Here is a 23,758-nt window from a genome sequence, read left to right as displayed (position 1 = left end):
CTACACTGCCTAGATTTAAATTTAAGCTAGTTTACTCACATTTTATCAATTGAAACCTGTTTCAAATCAATTCATGTGACGTCATTCAACTTTACACTCCCTTGCAACAGCAATTTGAGAGAGAGAAAATGGAACTCTTGTGCCCTGCAGGAAATTTAGCTTCATTAAAAGCCGCTTTTAGAGCTGGTGCAGATGCGGTTTATCTTGGTTTAAAAGATGATACCAATGCCCGCTCATTCGCGGGACTAAATTTCACCCCTGAACAAATAAAACAAGCCACTAAACTGGCACATAGCCAAGGTAGAAAGGTGTTTTTAACATTAAACACCTTCCCAAAACCTGGTGAAGAATCCCGTTGGTATCAAGCGATTGATTTAGCAGCCAACATAGGGATGGATGCACTGATCACTGCCGATATCTCATTATTGGATTACGCCAGTCGACGCTACCCTCATTTACCCTTGCACCTGTCTGTTCAAGCCAGTGCAACCAATCTAGCCGCATTAGACTTCTATCAGCAGGCTTTCAATATTGAACGAGCAGTGTTGCCACGGGTGCTATCCATAAAGCAAGTTAAAGACTTAGCTAAAAATAGCACCGTTGATCTTGAAGTTTTTGCCTTTGGCAGCCTATGTATTATGGCCGAAGGCCGTTGTCACTTATCTTCATATGTCACAGGTCAATCACCCAATACGGGTGGTTCGTGCTCTCCTGCAAAACATGTGAGATGGCAAGAACAAGGTGATAAATGCTTAACACGCTTAAATGAAGTACTCATTGATACCTCTGATGTTGATCAGCAATTAGGTTACCCCGTTGTGTGTAAAGGCCGTTATATCGCTGAAAATCAAACACAAGCCAAATACTTACTTGAGTCACCTACAAGCCTTAATACCCTTAGCTTACTGCCACAATTAGCATCAGCAGGGATAAAGTCTTTAAAGATTGAAGGAAGACAGCGCAGCCCAGCCTATGTAGAGCAAGTCACCCGAGTTTGGCGAGAAGCGATTGATAGCTTTTTAACACACCCTGAGTCATTTACAGAGCAAGCTAGATGGAATCAAGTACTCGCTAAAGTTTCTGAAGGGCAAGTCACCACGTTAGGCGCATACGAACGTCAATGGCAGTAAGGTAATAATAATGAAAATATCTCTCGCGCCAGTAAGCTATTGCTGGGATAAGACCTCTATTGAAGATTTTTATCAACAGGCTGCGAATAGCCAGATTGATACTGTTTATCTTGGTGAAACAGTATGCAGTCGTCGCCGCCTTTTAAAATTCAAAGATTACCTTGAATTGGCACATATGCTCAAAAGCCATGGCAAAAACGTGGTGTTATCGACTATGGCTTTAATTGAAGCACAGTCAGAGTTAGCTGAACTTAAAAAGCATATTGATAATGGTGAGTTTAGTATTGAAGCCAATGACATGGCAGCCGTGCAACTTGCTAGACAAGCTAATATTCCTTTTATCTGCGGCCCTACGATTAATAACTATAATCGTGCCAGTTTAGACATTTTACAAACCATGGGTATGAAGCGGTTTGTCATGCCTTATGAATTATCAAAAGCTTGGTTAGAAAGTGTCATTAGTGAGCCAACCAAGGCAAGCTTCGAAGTCGAAGTCATGGGCCATGGATATATTCCACTCGCTCATTCGGCTCGTTGTTTTACCGCAAAACATTTTGGTTTGAATAAAGATAACTGTGAAACAATTTGTCAGCAGCACCCTAAAGGGATTTTAGCTCAAACCCAAGAGCAACAAGCACTATTAAGGTTAAACGGTGTACAAACTCAGTCGGCTGCGAATATTGATTTGACCCAAGAGATAATATCGATGCAGCAAATGGGGGTCGATTACTTTAGAGTGTCGCCAAGTAGTCTTGCATGCCTTGATCTTGCCAATGAGCTAACAAACGCACTATCTCATGATGTGGTTGACGATAAATACGAACTGCCTTTCAGTCATATCAACAATCAACAATGTAATGGCTACTGGTTCGGTCAAGCTGGATTAGCGCAAGTGTAATAGCGCTTAATCGTCAACAGTATTAATTAGCCTTCATTTGTCGGTGGGGTAGAAAATACCACCGGCAAATACTCAACATCCATAGCCACATCGTCACAATACTGCACCAAAATAGAATTGATAACCACCACACTTCTGGTTTAGGTGATTGAGACACTATCGCTTGAAACAACATGCCATCAGATATGGGCTTAGCACCCAAACTTTCACGCCAATACTCATGGGATAAAATGGCGCCATGGATCAGTAAAATAATACCGCTGAATATAAACGGCATGCTCAATGCGGCTTTTCGTTTTATAGCACATTCGATAATACATAAAGCCGCGCTGAAAAATCCAAAGTAGATATAAATAGAAACAGCTTGGATGTGTAAATGATGCACATTGAGAGGAAATAAGCCGATAGCCGCAAGAGAAATGAACGTGATAATTAAGGATAACCATAATAAGCCACCACTTAATCGCTGGCTCATCTGTAAACCGAATATGCAGCTCATGGTTAAACTCAAACTGCCAAAAAACAAACCGCCATTAATCAATATCGCAGTGGATGAACGATTATAAGTACCGAGTTCACTCAGAGAAAACTGCAATAAACTGTACTTGTCACCGTACTGTATGTATTCAACTAAAACCGATATTACAATACCCAGAAAAAGACCGAACAGACCAAGCAAACCAAATAAGTAAGCTAATCTAGCAATCTTTTCCGTTTTATTTATTATCACAACTAGGTAAGTTCCTTGTAAATTCGGCTCTATCATACTTAATCATAATTGATAAAACCTCTATCCACGTCTAATGTTTACTAACTTAATTTAATAAAATATCGTAAATCTGCCGAAGTTGAAAACACTTCAAAGTTAAAACAACCGCACTCAACCTAAATAACACCCACAAAACCCACACAAAACAACATCGCAACATTATGATTACAAAGGAATTAATACGTGCATTTACCAACAAAAGCTATAGAATATAGATAAGCAAAATAACTCAATAACTATTCGTTAAAGTGAATAGTTTTACATAGGCTAGATAAGCAGGTAACCTTGCCTCGCTTAACGCATCTTTGAATGGACATTCAGCAGTTTCCCCACCGGACGGTTAGACATAATCAACCATAAAAATTTGGTCAATGGGTAAGGCATATATAAAGTGACTCAAGAAAAACAAAAACATAACATAAAGACAATACTGACCTTTATCATTCCGTCACTGATCGGTTTGTTATTATTCATGACACCGATAAGCTATAACGACGCAATTACGATTCCAATTGCTATCATGTCTAAAGCGGTTCAGAGCCAATTTGCCGAGATTTTACCGCTGATTGTCACCTGTATCGTCGTGTTTATGGCAATCATATCGGTACTTTGTAAAATCATTAAACCTAAACTGGTTCAAGAAAGCGCCTTTTTGAATACCCTACTCAACGTGTCGCCATTTTGGTTAATCGTACGTATTTTGGGTGCTGTATTTATTGTACTGACCTATTTAGAAATTGGATCTGAGGCAATCTATTCTGCTGATACTGGGGCATTAGTACTGAACGATCTCCTCCCTGTGCTATTTTCCGTATTCATTTTCGCTGGAATGTTATTACCTCTGTTACTGAACTTTGGCTTATTAGAGTTTTTCGGCACTATGCTGACCAAGCTAATGCGTCCTATCTTCAACTTACCAGGAAGAAGTGCTATCGATTGTATGGCGTCTTGGTTAGGTGATGGCAGCGTTGGTATTTTAATGACCAACAAACAATACGAGACACGTTTATACACTGAACGTGAAGCTGCGGTTATCGGTACAACCTTCTCTGCTGTATCAATTACCTTTAGTTTAGTCGTAATTTCACAAGTTCAGCTTGAACATTTATTTGTGCCTTTTTACTTAACGGTTTGTTTAGCAGGTTTTGTTGCGGCCATTATTGTGCCTAAATTGCCTCCTTTATCCTGGAAAAAAGATTTATACATAGATAACACGCCTCGTCACCCTGATGATGAAATGATCCCACAGGGACATGGGGTAATGTCTTGGGGCTTTGAGCAAGCACTCAATAAAGCATCTCGTGCTGGTGGCGTTAAACATGTTCTACAAGAAGGTGTTAAAAATGTCGTCGATATGGTGTTTGGTATTATTCCTGTGGTCATGGCCATTGGTACTGTTGCCTTGGTTTTAGCAGAAAATACGCCTATTTTTGATTATTTAGGCATGCCATTTATCCCGTTACTTGAACTGCTACAAATACCTGAAGCTGATGTGGCTTCAACCACCATCGTTGTGGGTTTTGCAGATATGTTCTTACCATCAATTTTAGCCAGCTCTATTGAGTCTGACTTAACCCGCTTTGTGATTGCGGCCCTATCTGTTACTCAGCTCATTTATATGAGTGAAGTTGGCGCGTTATTAATTGGCAGTAAAATCCCAGTAAACTTCTTTGAGTTGTTTGTGGTATTTATTCTGCGTACTTTAGTCACACTGCCAGTGATTGCATTGTGTGGCCATTTGTTAGTTTAGTGGTTAACGCCATAATTGACTCAGCTCAATAATCAAATTGAGTATCAGCTAAACACCTTGCTTTAGATAATTAGCAGACAAAAAAGGAGCCTTAGGCTCCTTTTTTACGTTTGCAATAAAACGGTAAACTAACCATTTGCCTCATGACTATGTTCCAACATAGCGCGTTAACTAAGTCATTATTGGCATTCATTTTTAGATAGCGTATTCTTTATAAATCAAAACAAATTACTGATGACTGTTTACTTCAGCATCTACAATTTGTGAGTTCAGTAAGTGGGTGGAATGTTTTATGGATGAAAGAAGAAAGTTCACACGTACATTATTTGCGGCTACAGCTTCAATCAAGATTGAAGATAAAAGCTATCGCACAGATATTTTAGATTTAAGTATCAAGGGTGCCTTAATTTCAACACCTGATGGACTCGATGCAATAAAGGGGCAAAAAGTGGCATTAAGCTTTTTATTACCTGACTCTGATATCGTGCTAAGCATGGACACGCTCCTTGTTCATAAAGAGGCCAAGCATTTAGGGCTTGAATGCCAGCACATTGATCTAGACAGTATTAGTCACCTTAAACGCATTATTGAACTTAATATTGGCGATGAAGAATTACTGCAACGAGAGCTTGCTCAGCTTGTGAGCATATAGCTCAAAAGGTTCAGCAGATGACTAAGCTTATCTATAACCACCAGCTAGTATCTATTGGCTCTGTCTGTGGGTAATCTTGGTTATCAAGGTAAATAATTTGCCGCTCAGATAACCTCGCTTTCAAAATAGAGTCACTGTAATACTTTAAAAATAACTCTTGGAAAGACAAATCATCCGTGGCTTTATTCAGCCCTTTCTCAATTCTTTCAGCTAATTCTGGTAGCTCTTTATTCACAAAGACATACACTGGTAAGTTATATACAAGCGCAATATTCGGTTCAATCATTAATTCCGGCAACTTACTACTTATGCGTTGTTGCTCTTGCCATACTTCATTGATTCCGCGAGGAAAGTAATCGAAACGTTTGGCATGCAACATTCTATGTAAACTACTTGCAGTGCCAATATCCTGTGTCGGTAATGCATTATGACGTAATACATCGATATCTGCCCAATGGCTGCCAAAGCCTGCGACAAATGATTCACCTAAGTCATGAGTGTTTTTTACCTGGAGAAATTTTTGTTGATTATCTTGATGAATTAACAAAAGCCTGTATCCAAGTAAGCCTTTCAATAATGGAATTTTAACCGGAATAAAGGTTTGTTCACGCTGTTTGCTGGACGCTAGAAAAGCCACATCGACTTCACCCTGCTCAAGCATTTTTAAACCGCGACCTTGAGTGACCTGCTCAGTGAATTGCAAACTTGCTTCAGGATAATCGGCGGCAGTTTTATCAAGTGCCATTTTAAGAAGTTCAATATGATACTGAAAATGGTAATCAGTTTGATATAAACGTAATACTTGGGGAGAAGAGGATTTGGCAGAGGCTTCTGTAACAAAAAAGCAGATAAGCGCAATCAACAATAATTTAAAGTTAAGCAACAACATCATAATCCATTAGTAAAAGTATCCCTTCACGAGTATTCGTTTTCTCAATTGCTATGTCATCACAATTGCTTGCTCACCCTAAAGAGCATGTGTTGAACATGCTGTCACAAGATCAAATATGATTTAGACAGCAAAAGCTCACGTCCTAACGGGTACAATAATTAGGCAAGGAATAATATCGTTTCTGATGTCGCTTGCCTAGTTAAAATTCAAACAAGTGTATTAATTTATCAGTTCAAGTAATTCATGAACCGTTTTAATCGGGTGAATTTTAGCCCCTAAGTTTTCCATCGACTTATGATAATTTCGATGAGGAATATAGATTTCGGTAAAGCCATGTTGCACTGCTTCCTTAACTCTTGGAACACCGCTATCAATTGGCCTGACATCACCATTTAAACTTAACTCACCCATGATACAAGTGGTTCGTGGGACGACAAAATCATTCAGACTGCTTAATAATGCTGTCACAAGTGCTAAATCGATACAGGTCTCTGACTCATCAATTTTCAAACCACCCACAAGGTTAAAGTAAGTATCATGAAAGATTTTGGTACGGGTATGCTTTCGAAGCACTCCTGTGAGCATTTTTATTCGGTTCATGTTCAACCCAACACAGACACGCTGTGGAAACTCGCCTTCAGTTTCAGTGGTCAAACATTGAATCTCTAACAATAAATTACGGTTACCCTTTCGAATACAGGTAATTGCGGCTCCTGGTGACTCAGTACTCGAGCCCGAAAGGAATATTTCACTCGGGTTATCGACACTTATCATGCCGCGCTCTGTCATCTTAAAAATACCGACAGTATCGACATCGCCAAAACGGTTTTTATTAGCCCTTAGGGTTCTTATCTGGCCGTCATTACATTCAATATGGGTGAGACAATCGACAATATGAATTAAGGTTTGCGGCCCTGCTGTTTCATTATTTTTGTTAACATGGGCAACCAAAAACATGGTGACGTTATTTTGTTTACAGTATTGAGTTAACGCTTGGGCACTGCTTTTGACTTGTGATGGTGAACCTGGACTACCATTGGCTAAGTCTGAGACCACAGCTTGGATAGAGTCAATAACAGCAAACTTAATTTGCTTGGCTTCTAACTCTGCAATAATGGCTTCAACATTGGTTTCCGCCATTAGATATAAGTTATCTTCGTTATAATTAAGCTTTAAGCGATTCACACGATTTTTAAACTGCGATAGTGACTCTTCAGCAGTACAATAAAGCGATGGCATAACTTGAGACATACGTGCAATCAAATCAGATAAAAGCGTTGTTTTACCTGCGCCAGGGTCGCCAGAAATAATATTCACTGAACCCGTCGTTAACCCGCCACATAATACTCTATCGAGTTCGCCAATCCCGGTTAATCGCTTTTGCGCTTCAAACTCTTCAACCTCAGCTAATTTTTTAGAGCCACCACCTACTGAGCCAGCATAGCCAGCAACAGAAGTTGATGATGATTTCACAGCAGCAATACGCACCTCTGAAATCGTATTCCATTCTTGGCATGCACTACATTGTCCTTGCCAACGAGGAAAGTCTTGCCCACATTCATTACACACAAACGCTGTTTTATTCTTTGCCATGCTTCACTGTCATTAAGTTAATCAAAAGAAGAGTTTTAGGTTAATAATCAACCAAGCTACATTAAAATGGTATTTTAATAGTTTTATTACTTGCTTTAACAGACACATAAATTAAATTTGTATAAAGTAAGTATTTCGCTAGCCGATAAGACTACCAGTCAGACTTATATTTAGCACCTAGTTCTCGCACCAAAACTGAAAAGAGCCAATGAGCATAGAAGACCATAGTCAGCTAATAGAACAACTCAAACCGCTACTGATGGAACCAGATTTCAAAGATGTCTTTGAAAAGCTGACTATCGACGAATCTAATTCGACTCGATTTTTGCTCAAAATGGAACTGAATCGCCTTTCTGCTATATGTACCCGAATAATTGATTTACGCGATAAAACAGAATTGCACTGCGAAGAAGTCAGCGTGGCTAAACAGCGTCACTTTCTTGATGAGCCTGCAAAAGCTTCATTAGCCCAAGCACTACAAATTTATCGTAACAAGTACACAATCGGTGTTTATGAGCACGTACTTAATGAACATAGACATCGCAAAGAACAATTACGCCTAAATAAGCAAGAACCTACCATAGAGAGTTCAGAGTTAGTGGTACCAGGTGTTGTCATGGGAAGTTACTTTAATCGCAGTGAAGAACGAATGAACTACTCTATTCGTATCTCAGCTTCTCAAGATGGCGGTGCAGACGTTATCGGTGCGAGCTTAGATCTATCCGTTGGCGGTGCCAGAGTTCGACTGCCAGCTAAGCATCGCTTTGACCAAGACAAACCACTGCGAATTAAGCTATTAGAACTTAACGAAGAATTCTTTTTTGAAGACCTGCAAAACGGTGTCGACTATCAAATTGTCGATATCCAGAATAAAGATGACAGCGCTATTATGCGCTTACGGCGCATGGGTGATAGCGTTGAATTAGATAAAATGCTCACCCAACTTATCCGTGGCTATAAGTTTCGTTATAAAGTGGATGTTAATGATGTCATCGTGAATGCTACGGGATTAGGTTTTGAGCGTCACTACTTGCCTATGCTGGCACACATGCCGCTGTATATATCAGTAGCTGACGGTAAGCCTTTTATCAGTCACAAGCTGCTAAGTCGTGGCAACCAACCCATTTTGCAGTATTTTCTTGACGAAAAAGAAGTGAGTCAACTGCCCAGCATGTTGACCAATAATCGATTAGTTAACCTGCTTAAATACCCCGAAGAAACTGATCACAGTTTATTCTTTTGCTTTACCCACCAAGCCAAAGGCGTTACCCAGTATTTTTCAGCTTCATTACATGAGTTGAAACAACATAATGCCATGCAGCTATTCTTTGGGTTTGGCGCAGCAAAAGAGAGCTGGCGTATCTATAAGGTTGCGCAACAAAAGGTTGATCATAAATTAAATTATAAAACCTCTACCCTTCCTGGCGATGAAAGCCAGTATTCGGCATTGACCGAACAACAATTGGCAAGGTTTAGTTATATCTTACAGATCGTTGATTTAACTAATGAAGATGTCAGGCCTAATTATCGTGCATGGTTTAATGAAGGCGACAACGTCAATTCGCTTAAAATATTTAATCAGCTAAAACTGAAAAAAAATACCGTTAAGCGTTTATCTATGCCATTTAGTGAGCGTAGAAGAGAAGCTCGTTTTGCATTTAAAACCATTATCGAAATTGAGCAAGAAGGCAAAAAGAGCCGTGGTATAACCCATGATATATCCACTCGAGGTTTGCAGTTTACCCTTGAAGACAATACTCAATTTGCAAGTCCTGCTGAAGTCAGTCTACACTTTCCAAAGCTGCAAGCTATCGCGGGTAAAACAGAATTAAAGAACCTGCCATATCAATTAATCCGTAGTCGTAATAATCATCAAACATTACATTTATCAGCCATCGTTGGCCACGAGCCTCATGCTGGTGTTGAGTTTATCAATAAGCTTATTAACCACAACCGAGATAAGTTTGAGCAACTATCGGATGATGAAGGTGAGCTTAAAGAGCTCGCTGACGGAATGAAAAATTTACTATTAAGACAACTTGTTGGTGTGCCTTATTTCGTTGAAAAAACCAAAAAATCGGCACAACTGGCTTGTATTGGTATTGGTACTAAAAACGATGAAATTAGCCACCTTTTTGCTGCAGGTTCGACGCAACCACTTAGCTTTAACCTCACACCATTATTTGATGAAGCCCAGTTTAAACAGCACATTATTGACCCTATCAGAGCCATGAAGCCTATTGATGGTGTGGAATACTTTGAAATATTCATGCAAATATCTCGTCAAGGAAGAGGTGCTATTAATATTCAGTCGCAACTGATGAATGATTTTAATAGTCGCAATGCACAAATTAGTTTCATTCACCATGCCCAATCAGTTGGACGTTTTATGGCATTACGCGTTTACTTCGGTGCTACAGAAAAAACCGATATGAGCTATATACGACGTGAAATGGAATATATCACTATCCATGCAAAACATAGAGCTAAGCAGCTTGAAGAGCGCCTATGGCAGGTCATCGGCAGCGGAGAACTATTAGATATTACCGCTGAAGTAGAGGTTCGCTTCCCTGAGCTACATATAGAAAATTCAGTTAATAATTAAACTTAACAATTTCTAAGTGTAGCTAAGCTCTGCATAAAGCCTTTTAAACCTAAAAACGGTTATACCAATCACTCACGAGCGGAAAGTGATCTGTCACAGCAGATTTATCGGTGAGCATTCCTGCGTGGGTGTAATCCTGTTTGAAGCCTTTATCCTTGGCAAGCAAAGTATAATCAGCATGCTCCAGTCCACACTCACTCATCATGTCTTTAACGTCTGAAGGATTGCCCAGAACAAAGTCTTTTTTACCTGCAATAAACCAGCTTTTCGGCCACTTAATATTTTGTACCGCCTCGCTATAATCAAACTGATCTTCTGCATCAATCCAGTCGCCTCTAACCCAATCAATAGTTTGCAATAACGATAACCGGCTTTCATTATCCATTCCCAGGCGATACTTATCGGCTGCAAGATAGCCTTGATACTTAGTCATTAGCGGCGCGAGGCGATTCCAAAACAAATCTACCATCATGGTTTTTCTAAATGACGACACTTTAATGGTTCTTTTACTACCAAATGTAACAAATGACGCCACTTCATCGCGCAAAGCAGCTAAACGAATATAACTACTGGCCATTAACACCCCACCCCATGAATGGGCACACCAATGCACCTTTTGTGCTTTAGCATGCTGCAGCACGAACGCGTGGGCAATGGGCAACTGCTCTAAAATCACTTCTGTTTGTCCCATGTGATAATCAGCATCAATTCTTGGCTCGCTCGCCCCTCTACCCGCTGTATCCAGTACATAAACATCATAGCCTTGCTCAGCAAGATAACAGCCTAATCCTTTACCTGAAGGGCTATAAAAAACCCGCCCATTAGACATAGCACCATGAAGCATCAAGATGGGGGTACGACTATCGCTACCCGACTGAGATAAAGGGTTAGCTTTGATATGGCGAAGATGAAGTTTTCCATTTCGGTAAGGAAGGTAATGAGAGTGCTGCATACAAGTCTTGATATATCCGTCATCATGAATATAACCACGGTAAACACAGCGAGTGTTAATTACAAGTAAATTAGAGTAATAAATCTAATCAGCCAAATAGATTTAATCAAATCTATTTGAATTAAGTCGCTCATGCTAGAGAGCGACTTCACCAGCAAGAGCACACCAGTTTTCCTAACAAACTCATTGCCAAGCAAACCTCATCACAATAAAAAGCACCATCGCGACAAGTTCAGTTTATTGTTTAGTTTATTGTCTAGTTTATTGAATAGCTTAGCCTTGTAAGTAAAACACTAAACAACGTAAGTCTAGTTTTTGAATACTGGCATCAGCGGCCGCAAGCAGTTTAGGTTTAGCATGAAAAGCGACCCCAAAGTCTGCCGCATTAACCATTGGGATATCATTTGCGCCATCGCCAATTGCCATTCGTTGACCTGCTGCTATTTGCCACGATGCGCTGCTTTTATCAATCACATCGGCTTTATATTGCGCATCTACCACTTCACCAGTGACTTCACCTGTTAACTTGCCGTCTTTAATTACCAGTTCATTCGCATAAGCTGCATCAAGCTTTAACAGCTCTTTCAAGTGGCCCACAAAAGGCGTAAAGCCGCCAGATGCTAATACTAACTTCCAATCATTAGGTTTAAGCTCAGCAACTAAGCTTTCAAGCCCTGGCATTAATGGCAAGTTCTGACATAGTGTCGTAATAATCTCTTCACTGGCACCAGCAAGTTTACCGACACGCAATCGCAGACTTTCTTCAAAGTCCAACTCACCCTGCATTGCTCTTTCTGTGACTTCTGAAACAGCATCGCCCACACCCGCCATTGCTGCTAGTTCATCTATGCATTCAATTTGAATCGCCGTTGAGTCCATATCCATGACCAATAAGCCCGGCTTAAAAAAACTTGGTAATGCTTGAGTCACTTCAAGTATCTCGGCATTTATGTCAGCAGGAAACTGTTCAATTAATTGGGTTAATCGAGAAGATGAAGCAATCTCAACTCCTTTCAGGCTGTTGTGGCGCATTAACACCGCAATAGAACAATCTTGTTCTAAACCTTCAAACCACTGACTAATCCCATCAAATGCCGACTCATCAAATATCACCCGAAATCGATGCGGCTGTTTTATCTGAATATTATTAATAAACTCATCTTCAAAATAACGAGTCAGTGTTATATCACTATGAGTAAAAGACGCATCAAACCCTGAGAATAACCAAGTTAAAGCTTGTATATTTTTCTGACTTTCCATCGACTGCATTTCCTCAATGATTGCGACTATCTACTATTAAATATTTCGATTAGTATTAATTAAATAGAAAAAATACCAAGGATTAAAGTGATTTTTGTTAAAGGTCTTAAGAAAAGTCAAAAAATCAGTAGGCTAATTCAAATCGTCTTGGCGATTATTTTGCTGATAGGGCTAACACACCTGTGGAAATCCAGTCTCAATAACGGCCAGCAATTGCTTAATTCGCAAACCCAGATCATGGCAAGGCTGCTAGCGCAACAGGCTGCTAACGGAGCTGCGCCAGCAATGTTTTTGCAAAATGATGAACAGCTTCAATGGCTTGCTAATGCACTGATTGATGATCCTAAAGTCATGTCAGTTAATATATATGATGCCCAAGGCGTTAGACTCGCCTTTGCTCAATCTGTTTCAGAAGATAACTTCGACGCCGATGACAAGGAACTTAAGCAACTTCTCTCCCCTTACCCGCCACTGATTGAAAACGTGCTTCAGGGCGAAAATAACTTAGGTTATATTGAAGTACGGTTAAATCTGCGCATTTTCTTTGATGAAATTAAAACCTTATATCAAGAAAATATGAAGTTGCAGCAAACAATGTTGATTGTAGCGGGCATTATCGGCTTATTACTTTCAAGAGCCTTATCTTTTAAACGTGCAGACTTTGATCGCCGTAAAACCAGAGCTAAGCAAGGGCGCAAAAATAGCAACTTGCTACAAAATAGTATGATTGAAAATACCGCTGAAGATGAGCTAAATGACACTGACTTAAATGACAGTGACATAAATGCAAGCGACTTTAAGGACAGTGACTTAAACGACAGTGGCTTTGACAAGAATGACATTAGCCAAGACGAAGCAGTAAAACTAGAGTTTCAAGAGCTATCTGACATCAAAGAAGAACAAGCTGAAGATACCAGCAGTAAGAATAAATCTAAAACTCGATAGCCTGTATTAAGTTGAACAGGCTACAAACTTTAGCTAAGTATCAGGGTATAGCTTAAAAAGAGACATCAAAAAAGGGATAACGCTGACGTTATCCCTTTTTAGTGAGCAAAGACTCTACATTAAAGAGTAATTGCTGCATCCAATGTCATAACAATCATGTCATTGAACGTAGTTTGACGCTCGTCAGAAGAGGTCTTTTCGCCAGTTCTGATGTGGTCAGAAACAGTTACGACACATAATGCTTTAGCACCAAGTTCGTGTGCTACGCCATAAAGGCCAGCAGCTTCCATTTCGACGCCTAAAACACCCATTTTTTCCATTGTGTCGAACATAGAAGGATCTGGAGTGTAGAATAAATCAGCAGAGAAAACGTTACCAACACGGATGTTAGTACCATGAGCTTTAGCTGAATCAACAACAGCGCTCATTAGGCCATAATCTGCAATAGCAGCAAAGTCTTGACCTTTGAAACGTAAACGGTTGGCTTGTGAGTCAGTACAAGCACCCATACCAATAATTACGTCACGTACTTTTACGTCAGTGCTGATCGCGCCACAAGTACCAACACGAATCAGGTTTTTAACACCGTATTCTTTGATTAACTCATGAGCATAGATTGAACAAGAAGGAATACCCATACCTGAACCCATAACAGAGATGCGAGTCCCTTTATAAGTTCCAGTGTAGCCAAACATGTTACGAACATCAGTCACTAGCTCAACGTTTTCTAAGAACGTTTCAGCAATGTATTTTGCACGTAATGGATCGCCTGGGAATAAAACTGTTTCGCCAAAAGCACCGTCAACAGCATTAATATGTGGTGTAGCCATGAAAAACCCCTATATTTTTATCTTAAATCTTTAAAATGAGTAATTAAGTCATCCCCTTAATTACTCAAACCGATTCTACTATATTTATTAACAATAATATCGTTAGAAGACAGTAAGTTTCATTGTTAAATGAAAGATTCACCATATTCCATTGGCTCAAGCTCAAAGTAACTCGCAATTGACTGACCTATGTCAGCAAAACTATTACGACGACCTAATGAACCTGCAGCTAAACCAGCGCCTAATGCCAACACAGGCACTCGCTCACGAGTATGCTCAGTACCTTGCCAGCTTGGGTCGCAACCATGATCCGCTGTAAATACAATCAAATCTTCAGGATTCAGCAAGGCTAATAGTTCAGGTAAGCGTTGGTCAAAATACTCTAACGCTTTGGCATAACCTGCTATATCACGACGATGGCCATAATGAGAGTCAAAATCAACAAAATTGGTGAACACGATAGTGTTATCACCTGCACGCTTAACTTGTTCAAGCGTTGCATCAAATAACTCTTCAAGCCCAGTGGCCTTAAACTTTTGCGTAATACCGCTGTTGGCATAAATATCGGCAATCTTACCAATACTCACCACTTCACCACCGGCATCTTTAAGTTTATCTAATACTGTTGGAGCAGGCGGTAATACCGCATAGTCATGACGGTTGCCTGTTCTAGCGAAATCATCAGGGCCAGTACCCACAAATGGACGCGCAATAACACGGCCAATATTATAAGGCTCTAACTCTTCACGAGTGATTTCACACAAACGATAAAGGTTTTCTAAACCAAAAGTTTCTTCATGACAGGCAATTTGAAATACCGAATCAGCAGAGGTGTAAAAAATTGGCTTACCAGAACGCATGTGTTCTTCACCAAGCTCTTCAAGTATTGTAGTACCTGATGCGTGGCAATTGCCTAAAAACTCGGTTAAACCTGCACGAGCTAAGATTTTATCAGTTAACTCTTGTGGGAATGAGTTTGTTAAGTCAGAAAAGTAACCCCATTCATATAGAACAGGTACACCCGCCATTTCCCAATGACCACTCGGTGTATCTTTACCAGAGCTTAGTTCATCAGCATGACCATAGGCGCCGATAACCTCGACATTATCGCCAAACGCATCAGCAAATTTACCCGTGCTTTCAAAACCCGCATGGCCTAAGCCAAGCTTGGCTAAGTTAGGTAGCTTTAATGGTCCTTGACGACCAATATCCGCTTTACCTTCGGCACATGCTTGAGCAATATGGCCAAAAGTATCTGAGCCAACATCACCAAATTTATCAGCATCCGTTGCAGCACCTACACCGAACGAATCCAACATCATAATAAATGTACGTTTCATAATCTCACTCCCTTATAAATCTGAAGCGCGGATATAGCGATAAATTTCAGGCGTTTTCTCTGGCGCTGAATCTTTAATGTGAATCGCTTTTTGTACCGCGGCTGAAGCTTCTTCAAATGCCGCTTCAGATTGTGCATGTATCATGGCGATAGGTTTATCAGGTGTAATCTGATCACCTAAAGCACAAACTTCTGTTAAGCCAACACTGTAATCTAATTTGTCACCAGGCTTTCTGCGTCCGCCACCAAGTGTGACAACGGCTAAACCTAACTCGCGAGTATCCATACTATGGGCAAAACCTTGTTCGGTTGCATACACAGGACGAATGATTTGCGAATGAGGTAAATATTTATCATATGACTCGATAAAGTCAGTCGGCCCGCCAAGACCTGATACCATACGACCAAATATCTCAGCAGCTTTACCGTTATCTAATACGGTAGTTAACTTATTACGTGCTTCAGCATCATTTTGGGCAATTCCACCCAATACCAGCATTTCAGCACATAAACCCATCGTGACTTCATAAAGACGTGGATTACGGTATTGACCCGTTAAGAAATTAATCGCTTCACGCACTTCTACTGCATTACCTGCACAAGACGCCAGCACTTGGTTCATGTCTGTGAGTAGAGCGGTCGTCTTAGTGCCTGCACCGTTCGCTACCGCAGTAATGCTGCGAGCAAGCTCTTCAGATGCTTCATAAGTTGGCATGAAAGCGCCACTACCTACTTTGACATCCATCGCTAAAGCATCAAGCCCAGCTGCGAGTTTTTTGGAAAGAATAGAAGCGGTAATAAGCGAGATTGACTCAACTGTAGCGGTATTGTCTCGAATGGAATAAAAGCGTTTATCAGCAGGGACTAGATCACCTGTTTGGCCAATAATGGCAACACCAGCTTCTTTAACGACTTTACGGAATAATTCACTAGATGGTTCGGTTTGGTAACCTGGAATTGCATCGAATTTATCTAGTGTGCCGCCAGTGTGACCTAAACCACGACCTGAAATCATCGGCACATAACCGCCACAGGCAGCAGCCATTGGGCCAAGCATTAAACTAATAACATCACCCACACCGCCAGTGCTGTGCTTATCGATGATAGGGCCATTTAATGACAATGAATCCCAGTTTAATACAGTGCCAGAATCGCGCATGCCTGTGGTTAAGGCAATACGTTCATCCATGTTCATATCTTGAAAGTAAACAGCCATACCGAAAGCGGCAATTTGACCTTCTGAGACAGTATTTTGAGTAATACCATCTACAAAAAATTGTATTTCAGCTTTGCTGAGAGCTTCACCATTACGTTTTTTACGAATAATTTCTTGAGCGAGAAACATACTATTTCCTCCAACATCATGTATAAGCCCTAATCATTTAGAGTCAGTACAATCCGCCTTAACAAGATGGCACCAATCACATGAATGCGATGGTGATCGATGCTATCAATTAAAACCGTTAAAACAAGTTTGGCTAACTAATGACGAGATTAATCAACTTGAAGTCTTTAATTAGCCACTCTCTATTTAGTAGCCTTGTGCGCCTTGAGGAGCATCAGACAGTTCAAGCGTATGCAATAAGCTTGTTAATAGGCTTGAAGCGCCGAACCTAAAGCTTGCAGGGCTAATCCAGTCAGCGCCAAGTAAACGCTCAGCAACACCTAAAAATTCAGCAGTTTGAGCAGCATCACGAACGCCACCTGCAGGTTTAAAACCAACGTTGCGGTTCTTTTCACTGATGACTGTAAGCATGATTTCAGCGGCTTCTAGCGTTGCATTAACAGGCACTTTACCCGTTGATGTTTTAATGAAGTCTGCGCCAGCATCAATTGAAAGCTCTGAAGCTTTACGAATAAGAGCTGGATCTTTAAGCTCGCCAGATTCAATGATGACTTTTAAAATTGCTTCATCGCCACAGGCTTCTTTACAGGCTTTAACAAGTTCAAATCCTAAAGATTCATTTCCTGCCATCAGCGAGCGGTATGGGAATACAACATCAACTTCGTCTGCGCCATAAGCAACAGCAGCACGAGTTTCTAATACTGCAATTGCAATATCATCATTACCATGTGGGAAGTTAGTCACTGTTGCAATTTTGATATCTTCACAATTCAGCTCATTTAACGTTTTACGAGCTATTGGAATAAAACGAGGGTAAATACAAATTGCAGCAGTATGGCCAGCAGCTGTGTTAGCTTTGTGGCATAAATCAATCACTTTTTGATCAGTGTCATCGTCATTTAATGTCGTTAAATCCATTAAAGAGATACCTAATTGTGCTGCTTTTTTTAAATCACTCATGTTTGCTCTCCGAAACAAAAACCTAATAAAATCTTGTTTTGGCAATGCGTAAAGCTGGCAGTAGATTAATTGTGAGGCCGGGCCTTCGAGCATTGCCAGTAAATTAATTCATAAGTTACTGAACTAAGTATTCAATATGATAACGAGTACCACGACTTGAATCCTTGAAGACCGGAAGAGGTGAAACAATGACATTGTCCCATCCATTCCGCGAAAAATCCCTTTTAGCGCGCAAATCAATCCAAACTATTAAGTTGAACCATATATGACGAAATCATCAAAAGTTAGTTCAAATAAACCACTGTTTGGACGTTAATATTTATTTAAATACATTCTAACAAACTTTTCGATGTACTTAAGTAAAGACTAACATATTTTAAGATTTTTTTGGATATTTAAGAATAAATTTGGAGCCACTATTTTAGTGGCTCCAATCGCTTACAAGTTTAATTTAGAACTTGTAAGTTGCAGTGAAGTAATGTGCGAAACCTGTAGTTTCTAGGCCAACGATTCCGCCGCCATCTTCAAGTAAGTAAACGTCTTGGTATGCTTTAAGACCGTAACCTACAGCGTAGTTATCTGAATGCCAGTGCAGACCGAAGTATGCAGCACCACCACTAGTAGTTTGTGGTACAAATTCATTACCGTACTTTTCATCAGCACCAAATTGGTAATCTACGTAACCTTGGAATGATACGAAAGAACCATTATCAAAGTTCATAACTGGCTTGAACCAGTTAGCTGAGAACTGGTAACCATTCCACTCTTTTAGGTTCAAGTCGTAAAAACCGTATAAGTTCATGCCAGTTTTACCTAACCATGGAACCATAACGTCAGCACCGATACCAATAGAAGCGTTGTTTACGTCATTTGTCTCATTACCATTCACATCTGTACCACGGATAGCGCCGCCACCCCAGTTAAATAGAGTAGAGATGTAAACTTCTTGAACAGGGCCAAATGATAAATCTTTACCTGTAATTGCGTCTAAAGAGAAACGAGGAGCAAACTTCATGAACATTTTGCTTGCGCCGTTATTCTTATCACCGTAATCGCGGTTTGTGATGTTGAACACATCAACATAACCGTATAAATCAACAACACCAGCGCGACCACCAAATTCCATTTCTAAGTAATCATGGCCATTATCAGTAGAACCATCACGCGGAAGTTCATTTACTGCGTACATTGCATTGAACTGCATCCAGCTGTAATCACCAGCACGAAGATCAGTTCTGTCAGCAGCCATAGCAGGTGCAGACATTGCAGCGATAGTTGTAGCAGCTAAAGCTAAAGTTTTAACGTTTTTCATTATCAACCCCATTGATATATTTATTACCACCTTCGAGGGTGGCGATTTTTATAAACGTTTGCATTGTACATCTAATGAATAAAAGCTCAATAAGAATTGGTAAAAATACGAATACTTAATCCCAAAATGTGAACAATATCTCTACTTTTCACTAACAACTTAGAACGTTTATGTCTAATAAACTGCAATTTTTGACTAAATCAATATAAATCACTACTAACTTGTCATAGCAACTGACATGCCAGACAAAATAAAAACAGATTAAACTTTGGTTAAAGTTAGCTAAAATACACAAAAAAAAAGCCGTTATTACCTGAGTAATAACGGCCTTTAATAAGCTCATCGTCAAACCTATCTTAGGATTAAATCGCTAAGAATAGACCTGCTAGAGTTGCGCTCATTAAGTTAGCTAGTGAACCGGCCATAACAGCACGGATACCTAGTCTAGCTAAGTCATGACGACGGCTAGGAGCCATAGCACCTAAACCACCTAATAGAATCGCAATTGAAGATAAGTTAGCAAAACCACAAAGTGCGAAAGAGATAATCGCTTTGGTTCTGTCAGTCATCATCAGACCCGTTTCTGCTACTACTTGGTAACCTTCAGCTGATGCATCAAGTAAGTAAGGAGCAAAGTTAAGGTATGCAACGAATTCGTTAACAACAATCTTTTGACCGATGAATGAACCGGCAACAAGTGCTTCGTTCCAAGGTACACCGATTAAGAATGCTAAAGGCATAAAGATGTAACCTAGAATAAGTTCTAAAGTAATACCTTCAAGACCAAACCAACCAGTAACACCACCGATGATACCGTTGATCATTGCAATTAGACCAACGAATGCGATTAACATCGCACCTACGTTAAGCGCTAAATGCATACCTGATGAAGCACCTGCAGCAGCAGCGTCTAAAACGTTAGCTGGCTTGTCAGGATCTTCAGGAAGCTCAGACATTTCGTTCTTAGCTTCTTCAGTTTCAGGATGCATTAGTTTAGCCATCATAAGACCACCAGGAGCAGCCATGAATGATGCCGCAACTAAGTACTCAATTGGTACACCCATCTGTGCGTAACCAGCTAATACTGAACCCGCGATTGATGCAAGACCACCAACCATGATTGCGAATAATTCAGAGTTAGTCATTGTCGCGATAAATGGACGTACAACTAGAGGCGCTTCTGTTTGACCAACGAAGATGTTAGCAGTAGCAGACATAGACTCAGTACGGCTTGTGCCTAATGCTTTTTGTAAACCACCACCGATAATACGGATGATCCACTGCATAATGCCTAAGTAGTATAGAACTGCAATTAGAGAAGAGAAGAATACGATAACTGGTAAAACGTTAACAGCGAAAATGAAACCAACTTTAAATTGGGCTAAATCGCCGAATAAGAAGTTAATACCACTTTGTGCATAGCCAATAACGCTAGAAACAGCATCAGAAACACCTTTTAAGATGTCTTTACCCACTGGAACATATAGAACAAAACCAGCAAAGAACGCTTGGATAGCTAAAGCGCCACCAACAGTACGAACATTAATTGCTTTTCTATTATTTGATAGTGCATAACCGATTGCTAGTATGGTAACCACACCTACTAGACTCATTAGTATATCCATTAATCATCACCCTTATTTATGTTAACGATTTGTATATTTGTTGTTAACTCACCTATTTTCCGTTAATGATTATAACTGAGGAGCAGATGAAAATCGTGGATTAGATCATACTTTTAGAGTTTAATTTCAGGATCTTATGCAACATTAATATTAATTAATAACTGTGTTTAAAAAAAAAGAATTACAGCTCAAACAGTTGGGAGGCGTTTTTATTCAATCGTTCTAAAATAGAAACAGTTGTTTTTTTCTGTAAATATGCGATCTCTGAAACGAACTTTGGCAAATGAAGCGGCGTATTTCGTTTTTCAAGTGCATTATATGGCGTCATACTCGGTGAGTCTGTTTCAATTAAGAAATGTTTGATGTCTATTTCTGTGATCGTTTTGCGTAATTTTTTAGCATTAGGGTTCATCAATAATCCCCCTATTCCCAATTTATATCCTAAATCAATATAGCGCTTTGCTAGCTCAGGCCCACCATAAAAACCATGTATCACACCGCCTCGAGGGTTGGGGTTACGGATTAATAATTCAATTAACTGTTGATGACATTTTACCGCATGCAATATGACAGGAAGATGAAACCTGACAGACATTGTTAACTGCCCAGAAAGTAACTCTAATTGCATAGGAAAGTGTGGCTTTAATTTATCAAGACCACACTCGCCGAGCGCAACAAAACGAGCATTATCTTTATGTTCGATTATTTTTCGTTCTAATAAAGTTAATGAATCATCAATATTGTTAGGGACATACCAAGGGTGAATGCCTAAGGCGTAGTAGCAATTAAATTCAGCGGCAATCGCAATTTGTTTACACCATTGCGTTTCACTAATACCGGGTATGATTGCGTTAGTAATGCCATGGGCTCGCATTGTGGTAAATAACGTCTCTCGATCATGATCAAAATCCTCAAGGTCAAGGTGTGCATGAGTATCAATCATGCAGGTTCTCCTTCAAAGACTCAGTCCCCTCATCATTGTTATTACAATCCAATTGGGTTCTTTCAGGTTTTATTCGATTTTTTTTCATGTAAGCAAGAACATCAACATTCAGCTGGGGCTCTTCAATTCGAGGGGCACAACTTCTTTTATTCTCTAGCGTCAGCCCCATCTTGTCACACCAGCGAATATAAGCCTTCCAAGGTAAGAAAAGGTAGCGCAATAAAATCAGAGTTTTATTTGTGTTCAATGGCATAACGCTCCCTTAGAAAAACTGATGGCATACATTTATTGGCTATTGGCTCACTTATTAAAATTCAGGCAATAAAAAAGGCGGTTACCCGCCTTTAAAATTATACCAATATTGAATTAATGCTTAGTTCTCACGAGTCTTAGCAAATTCAATATCAGGATAACGTTCCATTGATAAATTAAGGTTTACCATGGTTGGCGCAATATAAGTTAGGTTATCACCACCATCTAGTGCAAGGTTAGTACTGCACTTACGACGGAATTCTTCTAATTTACGCTCATCTTTACAATATACCCAGCGAGCAGTCGAGACACTAATGCCTTCATAGATTGCTTCTACGTTATATTCACTTTTAAGACGACCAACAACGACTTCAAATTGTAGTACACCCACTGCGCCAACAATAAGATCATTGGTATCAAGTGGTCTAAAGACTTGAACTGCACCTTCTTCAGCAAGTTGCACTAAGCCCTTCAGTAATTGCTTTTGTTTTAATGGATCTTTCAAGCGAATACGACGGAACATTTCCGGAGCAAAGTTAGGAATACCGGTAAACTTAAGCTTCTCACCTTGAGAGAAAGTGTCACCAATTTGAATAGTGCCATGGTTATGTAAACCAATGATGTCACCTGGATAAGCTTCTTCAACTTGCTCACGATCACCTGCAACAAAGGTCAATGCATCTGAAATACGAACATCTTTACCGGCACGTACATGATGCATCTTCATGCCTTTCTGGTATTTACCAGAAACAATACGCATAAATGCCACACGGTCACGATGCTTTGGGTCCATATTCGCTTGAATTTTAAATACAAAGCCACTGAATTTTTCATCTTCAGCTTGAATCACTTTTGCTTCAGTCGCACGCGGCTGTGGCTTAGGTGCCCACTCTGTTAAGCCATCTAATACATGGTCAACACCAAAGTTACCTAATGCAGTACCAAAAAATACTGGTGATAATTTTCCGCTAAGAAACGCATCTAAATCAAACTCATGAGAAGCACCCACAACAAGTTCAAGCTCTTCACGTAAGATTTCAGCAAGCTCACTGCCAATTGCAACATCTAGTTCTGGGTTATCAATACCTTTCACTGTGCGAACTTCTTGGATCATATGACCTAAGCCAGACTGATACAAAACAGCTTCATCACGGTGAATATGGTAAATACCTTTGAATGATTTACCACAGCCAATAGGCCAAGTGATCGGAGCGCAGGCAATTTTCAGCTCATTTTCAACTTCATCCATCACTTCCATAGGATCGCGGATATCACGGTCACATTTGTTCATGAAGGTCACAATCGGCGTGTCACGTAAACGGGTCACTTCCATTAGCTTACGGGTACGATCTTCGACACCTTTAGCGGAGTCAATGACCATCAAACATGAGTCAACAGCAGTTAAGGTACGGTAAGTATCTTCTGAGAAGTCTTCGTGACCAGGAGTATCGAGTAAATTTACCAGACAATCGCTATATGGGAACTGCATGACAGAGGTCGTGATAGAAATACCACGATCTTTCTCCATTTCCATCCAATCTGACTTAGCATGTTGCTTAGAGCCACGGCCTTTAACGGTACCTGCAGTTTGAATAGCTTGTCCGAATAAAAGTACCTTTTCGGTAATAGTGGTCTTACCGGCATCTGGATGCGAAATAATCGCGAAGGTACGACGTTTATCGACCTCGACTGTGTGAGCTGACATG

General features: G+C 40.1%; 20 protein-coding genes. 6 read left to right on the top strand and 14 right to left on the bottom strand.

The genetic code is table 11. The annotated features are described in order from the left end of the window. Positions 1–128: 128 nt before the first annotated feature. Together ubiU and L2737_RS04640 are read left to right on the top strand one after the other, a co-directional pair. On the top strand, positions 129–1,130 hold the full coding sequence (gene ubiU, locus L2737_RS04645) for a ubiquinone anaerobic biosynthesis protein UbiU (protein WP_102526927.1): 1,002 nt from the start codon (positions 129–131) through the stop codon (positions 1,128–1,130). 10 nt (positions 1,131–1,140) lie between these two features. After that, entirely contained in the window at positions 1,141–2,028 is an 888-nt protein-coding gene (locus L2737_RS04640; protein ID WP_248954935.1) for a U32 family peptidase, read from the top strand. A 22-nt stretch (positions 2,029–2,050) separates the two neighbouring features. On the opposite strand, the gene L2737_RS04635 is transcribed toward L2737_RS04640, so the two are convergent. Beyond that, a complete protein-coding gene (locus tag L2737_RS04635; RefSeq protein ID WP_133146617.1) occupies positions 2,051–2,758 on the bottom strand; it encodes a hypothetical protein in 708 nt (235 codons plus the stop codon). Between the two features lie 511 nt (positions 2,759–3,269). Between L2737_RS04635 and L2737_RS04630 the strand changes: the two genes are divergently transcribed. Both L2737_RS04630 and L2737_RS04625 read left to right on the top strand, forming a co-directional pair. Beyond that, on the top strand, positions 3,270–4,547 hold the full coding sequence (locus tag L2737_RS04630; RefSeq protein WP_102526969.1) for a YjiH family protein: 1,278 nt from the start codon (positions 3,270–3,272) through the stop codon (positions 4,545–4,547). A 292-nt stretch (positions 4,548–4,839) separates the two neighbouring features. Continuing rightward, on the top strand, positions 4,840–5,199 hold the full coding sequence (locus L2737_RS04625; RefSeq protein ID WP_229368938.1) for a PilZ domain-containing protein: 360 nt from the start codon (positions 4,840–4,842) through the stop codon (positions 5,197–5,199). Between the two features lie 31 nt (positions 5,200–5,230). On the opposite strand, the gene L2737_RS04620 is transcribed toward L2737_RS04625, so the two are convergent. Further along, positions 5,231–6,082: a transglycosylase SLT domain-containing protein gene (locus tag L2737_RS04620; RefSeq protein WP_229368939.1), complete on the bottom strand. Its 852-nt coding sequence runs from the start codon at positions 6,080–6,082 to the stop codon at positions 5,231–5,233. Positions 6,083–6,310: 228 nt separating this feature from the next. After that, complete coding sequence (gene radA / locus L2737_RS04615) at positions 6,311–7,684, bottom strand: DNA repair protein RadA (protein WP_248954934.1); 1,374 nt, start codon at positions 7,682–7,684, stop codon at positions 6,311–6,313. Between the two features lie 208 nt (positions 7,685–7,892). Here radA and L2737_RS04610 point away from each other — a divergent pair, with 208 nt between their 5' ends. Beyond that, a complete protein-coding gene (locus tag L2737_RS04610; RefSeq protein ID WP_248954933.1) occupies positions 7,893–10,289 on the top strand; it encodes a PilZ domain-containing protein in 2,397 nt (798 codons plus the stop codon). A gap of 49 nt (positions 10,290–10,338) precedes the next feature. Here the strand turns inward: L2737_RS04610 and L2737_RS04605 are convergent, their stop codons facing one another. Both L2737_RS04605 and serB read right to left on the bottom strand, forming a co-directional pair. Then, positions 10,339–11,241 (bottom strand): alpha/beta fold hydrolase, encoded by a 903-nt coding sequence (locus tag L2737_RS04605; protein ID WP_248954932.1) that lies wholly within the window; start codon positions 11,239–11,241, stop codon positions 10,339–10,341. A 273-nt stretch (positions 11,242–11,514) separates the two neighbouring features. Next, positions 11,515–12,501 carry a phosphoserine phosphatase SerB gene (gene serB, locus L2737_RS04600; RefSeq protein WP_229368943.1) on the bottom strand — a complete coding sequence of 329 codons (987 nt, stop codon included), beginning with the start codon at positions 12,499–12,501 and terminating at the stop codon, positions 11,515–11,517. 87 nt (positions 12,502–12,588) lie between these two features. Here serB and L2737_RS04595 point away from each other — a divergent pair, with 87 nt between their 5' ends. Then, a complete protein-coding gene (locus tag L2737_RS04595) occupies positions 12,589–13,446 on the top strand; it encodes an AhpA/YtjB family protein (protein WP_248954931.1) in 858 nt (285 codons plus the stop codon). 119 nt (positions 13,447–13,565) lie between these two features. Here the strand turns inward: L2737_RS04595 and deoD are convergent, their stop codons facing one another. The 9 genes from deoD to prfC all read right to left on the bottom strand — a co-directional run bounded on the left by deoD (position 13,566) and on the right by prfC (position 23,757). Beyond that, the gene (gene deoD, locus L2737_RS04590) at positions 13,566–14,276 is read right to left on the bottom strand and encodes a purine-nucleoside phosphorylase (RefSeq protein WP_102526917.1); all 711 of its coding nucleotides are present in this window, start codon (positions 14,274–14,276) and stop codon (positions 13,566–13,568) included. 125 nt (positions 14,277–14,401) lie between these two features. After that, entirely contained in the window at positions 14,402–15,616 is a 1,215-nt protein-coding gene (locus L2737_RS04585) for a phosphopentomutase (protein ID WP_248954930.1), read from the bottom strand. A gap of 12 nt (positions 15,617–15,628) precedes the next feature. Next, positions 15,629–16,960, bottom strand: coding sequence for a thymidine phosphorylase (gene deoA / locus L2737_RS04580; RefSeq protein ID WP_248954929.1), 1,332 nt, complete (start codon positions 16,958–16,960; stop codon positions 15,629–15,631). Positions 16,961–17,146: 186 nt separating this feature from the next. Then, positions 17,147–17,920 (bottom strand): deoxyribose-phosphate aldolase, encoded by a 774-nt coding sequence (gene deoC, locus L2737_RS04575; protein WP_229368947.1) that lies wholly within the window; start codon positions 17,918–17,920, stop codon positions 17,147–17,149. Between the two features lie 451 nt (positions 17,921–18,371). Then, the gene (locus tag L2737_RS04570; RefSeq protein WP_248954928.1) at positions 18,372–19,232 is read right to left on the bottom strand and encodes a nucleoside-specific channel-forming Tsx family protein; all 861 of its coding nucleotides are present in this window, start codon (positions 19,230–19,232) and stop codon (positions 18,372–18,374) included. Positions 19,233–19,594: 362 nt separating this feature from the next. Then, on the bottom strand, positions 19,595–20,857 hold the full coding sequence (locus L2737_RS04565) for a NupC/NupG family nucleoside CNT transporter (RefSeq protein ID WP_102526912.1): 1,263 nt from the start codon (positions 20,855–20,857) through the stop codon (positions 19,595–19,597). A 181-nt stretch (positions 20,858–21,038) separates the two neighbouring features. Continuing rightward, a complete protein-coding gene (locus L2737_RS04560) occupies positions 21,039–21,800 on the bottom strand; it encodes a TatD family hydrolase (RefSeq protein ID WP_248954927.1) in 762 nt (253 codons plus the stop codon). Further along, a complete protein-coding gene (locus L2737_RS04555; RefSeq protein WP_248954926.1) occupies positions 21,793–22,053 on the bottom strand; it encodes a DUF5363 family protein in 261 nt (86 codons plus the stop codon). Before L2737_RS04555 ends, L2737_RS04560 begins: the two co-directional genes overlap by 8 nt. 120 nt (positions 22,054–22,173) lie before the next feature. Continuing rightward, positions 22,174–23,757, bottom strand: coding sequence for a peptide chain release factor 3 (prfC, locus tag L2737_RS04550; protein WP_102526909.1), 1,584 nt, complete (start codon positions 23,755–23,757; stop codon positions 22,174–22,176). Position 23,758 lies beyond the last annotated feature (1 nt).

The organism is Shewanella electrodiphila, assembly GCF_023283985.1.
Taxonomy (GTDB): Bacteria; Pseudomonadota; Gammaproteobacteria; order Enterobacterales; family Shewanellaceae; genus Shewanella; species Shewanella electrodiphila.
Note: the sequence above shows the minus strand (reverse complement) of the source record. Positions and strands in the feature narration are given on the sequence as shown.

Excerpts from the sequence above, each read along its gene's own strand:
- L2737_RS04570 (WP_248954928.1), bottom strand. The coding sequence starts at position 19,232 with ATGAAAAACGTTAAAACTTTAGCTTTAGCTGCTACAACTATCGCTGCA.
- L2737_RS04625 (WP_229368938.1), top strand. The coding sequence starts at position 4,840 with ATGGATGAAAGAAGAAAGTTCACACGTACATTATTTGCGGCTACAGCT.
- L2737_RS04565 (WP_102526912.1), bottom strand. The coding sequence starts at position 20,857 with ATGGATATACTAATGAGTCTAGTAGGTGTGGTTACCATACTAGCAATC.
- L2737_RS04605 (WP_248954932.1), bottom strand. The coding sequence starts at position 11,241 with ATGCAGCACTCTCATTACCTTCCTTACCGAAATGGAAAACTTCATCTT.
- deoD (WP_102526917.1), bottom strand. The coding sequence starts at position 14,276 with ATGGCTACACCACATATTAATGCTGTTGACGGTGCTTTTGGCGAAACA.
- prfC (WP_102526909.1), bottom strand. The coding sequence starts at position 23,757 with ATGTCAGCTCACACAGTCGAGGTCGATAAACGTCGTACCTTCGCGATT.
- radA (WP_248954934.1), bottom strand. The coding sequence starts at position 7,684 with ATGGCAAAGAATAAAACAGCGTTTGTGTGTAATGAATGTGGGCAAGAC.
- L2737_RS04560 (WP_248954927.1), bottom strand. The coding sequence starts at position 21,800 with ATGATTGATACTCATGCACACCTTGACCTTGAGGATTTTGATCATGAT.
- deoA (WP_248954929.1), bottom strand. The coding sequence starts at position 16,960 with ATGTTTCTCGCTCAAGAAATTATTCGTAAAAAACGTAATGGTGAAGCT.
- deoC (WP_229368947.1), bottom strand. The coding sequence starts at position 17,920 with ATGAGTGATTTAAAAAAAGCAGCACAATTAGGTATCTCTTTAATGGAT.
- L2737_RS04640 (WP_248954935.1), top strand. The coding sequence starts at position 1,141 with ATGAAAATATCTCTCGCGCCAGTAAGCTATTGCTGGGATAAGACCTCT.
- L2737_RS04610 (WP_248954933.1), top strand. The coding sequence starts at position 7,893 with ATGAGCATAGAAGACCATAGTCAGCTAATAGAACAACTCAAACCGCTA.
- ubiU (WP_102526927.1), top strand. The coding sequence starts at position 129 with ATGGAACTCTTGTGCCCTGCAGGAAATTTAGCTTCATTAAAAGCCGCT.
- L2737_RS04630 (WP_102526969.1), top strand. The coding sequence starts at position 3,270 with ATGACACCGATAAGCTATAACGACGCAATTACGATTCCAATTGCTATC.
- L2737_RS04555 (WP_248954926.1), bottom strand. The coding sequence starts at position 22,053 with ATGCCATTGAACACAAATAAAACTCTGATTTTATTGCGCTACCTTTTC.
- serB (WP_229368943.1), bottom strand. The coding sequence starts at position 12,501 with ATGGAAAGTCAGAAAAATATACAAGCTTTAACTTGGTTATTCTCAGGG.
- L2737_RS04585 (WP_248954930.1), bottom strand. The coding sequence starts at position 15,616 with ATGAAACGTACATTTATTATGATGTTGGATTCGTTCGGTGTAGGTGCT.